Source organism: Nocardia farcinica (assembly GCF_029867845.1).
Lineage (GTDB): Bacteria > Actinomycetota > Actinomycetes > Mycobacteriales > Mycobacteriaceae > Nocardia > Nocardia farcinica_A.
Genome location: NZ_JARWRU010001298.1, coordinates 1 through 2,721 on the forward strand (window position 1 = coordinate 1; position 2,721 = coordinate 2,721).

3 protein-coding genes are annotated in these 2,721 nt (G+C 75.0%); 1 reads left to right on the forward strand and 2 read right to left on the reverse strand.

What is annotated here, in order from left to right; translation table 11 throughout:
* Positions 1 to 553: ATP-grasp domain-containing protein (locus tag QH283_RS29095; protein ID WP_280506126.1), on the forward strand; the 553-nt coding region annotated here is incomplete at its 5' end.
* 24 nt (positions 554 to 577) lie between these two features.
* Here QH283_RS29095 and QH283_RS29100 read toward each other — a convergent pair.
* Both QH283_RS29100 and QH283_RS29105 read right to left on the reverse strand, forming a co-directional pair.
* Complete coding sequence (locus QH283_RS29100; RefSeq protein ID WP_280506127.1) at positions 578 to 1,789, reverse strand: L,D-transpeptidase; 1,212 nt, start codon at positions 1,787 to 1,789, stop codon at positions 578 to 580.
* A gap of 55 nt (positions 1,790 to 1,844) precedes the next feature.
* Positions 1,845 to 2,721 (reverse strand): UDP-N-acetylmuramate dehydrogenase (locus QH283_RS29105; protein WP_280506128.1); only part of this gene is annotated, 877 nt, incomplete at its 5' end.

Here is a 2,721-nt window from a genome sequence, read left to right on the forward strand (position 1 = left end):
GCGGGGGGCCACCCCGGCGGGGGGGGCCCGCGGGCGGCACGGCCCCGCCTCGCCGGGCGACCGCACCCCGGAACTGCTCGTCATGCCCTATCTCGCGGGGCCGGAGATCAGCGTGGACTGTCTGTCCACGCCGGCGGGGGAACTGCTCGCCGGCATCCCCCGGTCGAAGAACGGGCGATTCCGCACCCTGCTGGACGATGCCGTCAGCCTCGACATCGCCCGCAGGCTGGTCGGCCACTTCGGCGTCGCCTATCTCAGCAACGTCCAGCTGCGCCACCTCAGGGGCGAGCCAGTGCTGCTCGAGGCCAACCCGCGGCCGGCGGCCGGCGTCTTCCAGACCGCGTTCGCCGGCGTGAACCTGCCGTGGGCGGCGGTGCGCCTGCTGCGGCACGGCGACGCGGGGCTCGAGCGTCCGCCGCGCCTGAACATCTGCCTGGCGGTGGCCGAGGCCGTCATGGAGGTGGCGCCGCGCCCGACCATCCCGAACCTGCACCCGGCCGCCCCCGCGTCGCCGGTGCCGGACCGCGCGTCGCACACGATGCTCGAGGCGTGACCGCGGCCCGGCTCGGCCGCGGGTTCAGCGCGGCGGGCCAGGCGTCACCGGCGTCGCCGAGACGACCGGCTCCGGGGCGCCGCTCAGGGCCGACATGGTCTGCCAGGTCTGCCAGTCGATGGTCCAGTCGTAGAGGTCGCCGTCGGCGGCGGACAGGGCGATCGAGGTGCCGGTGACCTCAACCGGGTCGCCGTAGAGGGCGGTCGGGAAGTAGGCCGAGGCGGCCTCGTCGGAGAGGTTGATGCAGCCGTTGGTGACATTGGCCGAGCCCTGGGAGGCCAGCGACGCCGGGTTGGCGTGGATGAACTCGCCGTTGTTGGAGATGCGCACGGCCCAGCGCTCGCGCACGTTCTCGTAGTACGGCGGGTTGGACATCAGGAAGTCCTCGTACTTCTCGGTCACCACGTGGATGCCCGAGCGGGTCACGTTGCGGGCCTCGTTGCCCTCGCCGTAGCTGGCGGGGAAGTCGAAGATCACCTCGCCCTCGCGCACCACCTGCATGCGGTGACTCGGTGCGTGCGCGCGCACGATCTGGCTGCGGGCGATGCGGAAGTCGCTGGTCAGGTCGGCGTGGCCGTAGTTGCCGTCGCCGAGGTCGAGGCCGTAGAGGCGGGCGTCCAGACGCACGGCGGTGCCCGGCGTCCAGTACTGCCTCGGCCGCCAGTGCGCGCGGGCGCCGCCGTTGTCGTCGGGCAGCCAGGCCCACGCACCCTCGGTCGGCGGGTCGGTGGTGACGGTGAGTGCCCGCTCCACCGCCGCCTTGTCCGCCACCGGGCCGCTGAACTGGAGGATGATCGGGGCCGCGATGCCCACCTCCTGGCCGTCGCCGATGTTGAGGGTGGCGGGCAGGGTGGCCTCGGGGGTGAGGGTGGTGAACGAGCCCTCGATCGGGACCGGTTCGCCGTCATCGCCGGTGACCGTGCCCGACCAGGTGTAGGTGGACCCGTAGCCGAGAGGTTCGGTGATCCGGTAGCCGCGGCGGTCGGGCGACAGCTCGCCGTCCACCGGCTCGCCCGCCGGGTTGGTCAGGGCGACGCGCTCGATCACGCCGCGGTCGACGGCGACCGAGACCGGGGCGATCGGGCTGACCTCGCCCGCGCCGTCACCGGGGTCGAGGGTGACCTCCGCGACCGGGGAGTCGTCCGGCCCGGCACAGCCCGCGATCAGGGCGAGCACGACGAGCAGGACTGCCGAGACGAGGGCGATCGGTCCGCGGACCAGGGCTCGATAGCTCACACCCGTCGAATGTACGCCGGGCCGCCCCCGCCACCCCGGCGCTCGCCCGGCGGGTCTACAGCCGGATGCCGACCGTGACCGGCTCCGGCTCCAGCACCACGCCGAAGGCCTCGGCCACCCCGTCGCGGACCGTGCGGGCCAGCGCGACGATGTCGGCGGCGCCTGCCCGGCCGCGGTTGGTCAGGGCCAGCGTGTGCTTGGTCGACAGCCGGGCCGGGGCGTCCGCGCCGGGGAAGCCCTTGCCGAAACCGGCCCGCTCGATCAGCCAGCCCGCCGAGAACTTCACCCCGTCGGCCGCGGCGTAGGTGGGGATCGGCACCTCGCCGAGCCTGGCCGTGATCGCGGCACGCACCTGCTCGACCCGGGCGGCTGGCACCACCGGATTGGTGAAGAACGAGCCCGCGCTCCAGGTGTCGTGGTCGGCCGGGTCGAGCACCATGCCCTTGCCGCCGCGCAGCCGCAGCACCTGCTCACGCACCTGCCCGGCCGGGCGGCGCTCGCCCTCGGCGGCGTCCAGCGCGCCTGCCAGCTCCCGATAGCGCAGCGGGGCGCTCAGGCCGTCGGGGCGCAGCTCGAACTCGACGGCCAGCACCACCGCGGCGTCGCTGTGCTTGAGCACGCTGGTGCGGTAGCCGAAGCCGAGTTCGGCAGGCTCGGCCCAGCGGATCTCGCCGGTCGCCCGGTCCAGCAGCCGGACCCGGCACAGCAGGTCGGCGACCTCGACCCCGTAGGCGCCCACGTTCTGCACCGGGGTGGCGCCCGCCGAGCCGGGGATGCCGGACAGGCACTCCAGGCCGCCCAGCCCCGCGGCCACCGCCGGGGCGACCCCGCCGTCCCCGCCCGCGCCCGCCCCCGCGACCACCCGGCCCCCCGCGCCGCCCCCCCGCCAGGCCCCCCCCGGACCGGGGTGGCCCACGCCGGTGGTGGCCACC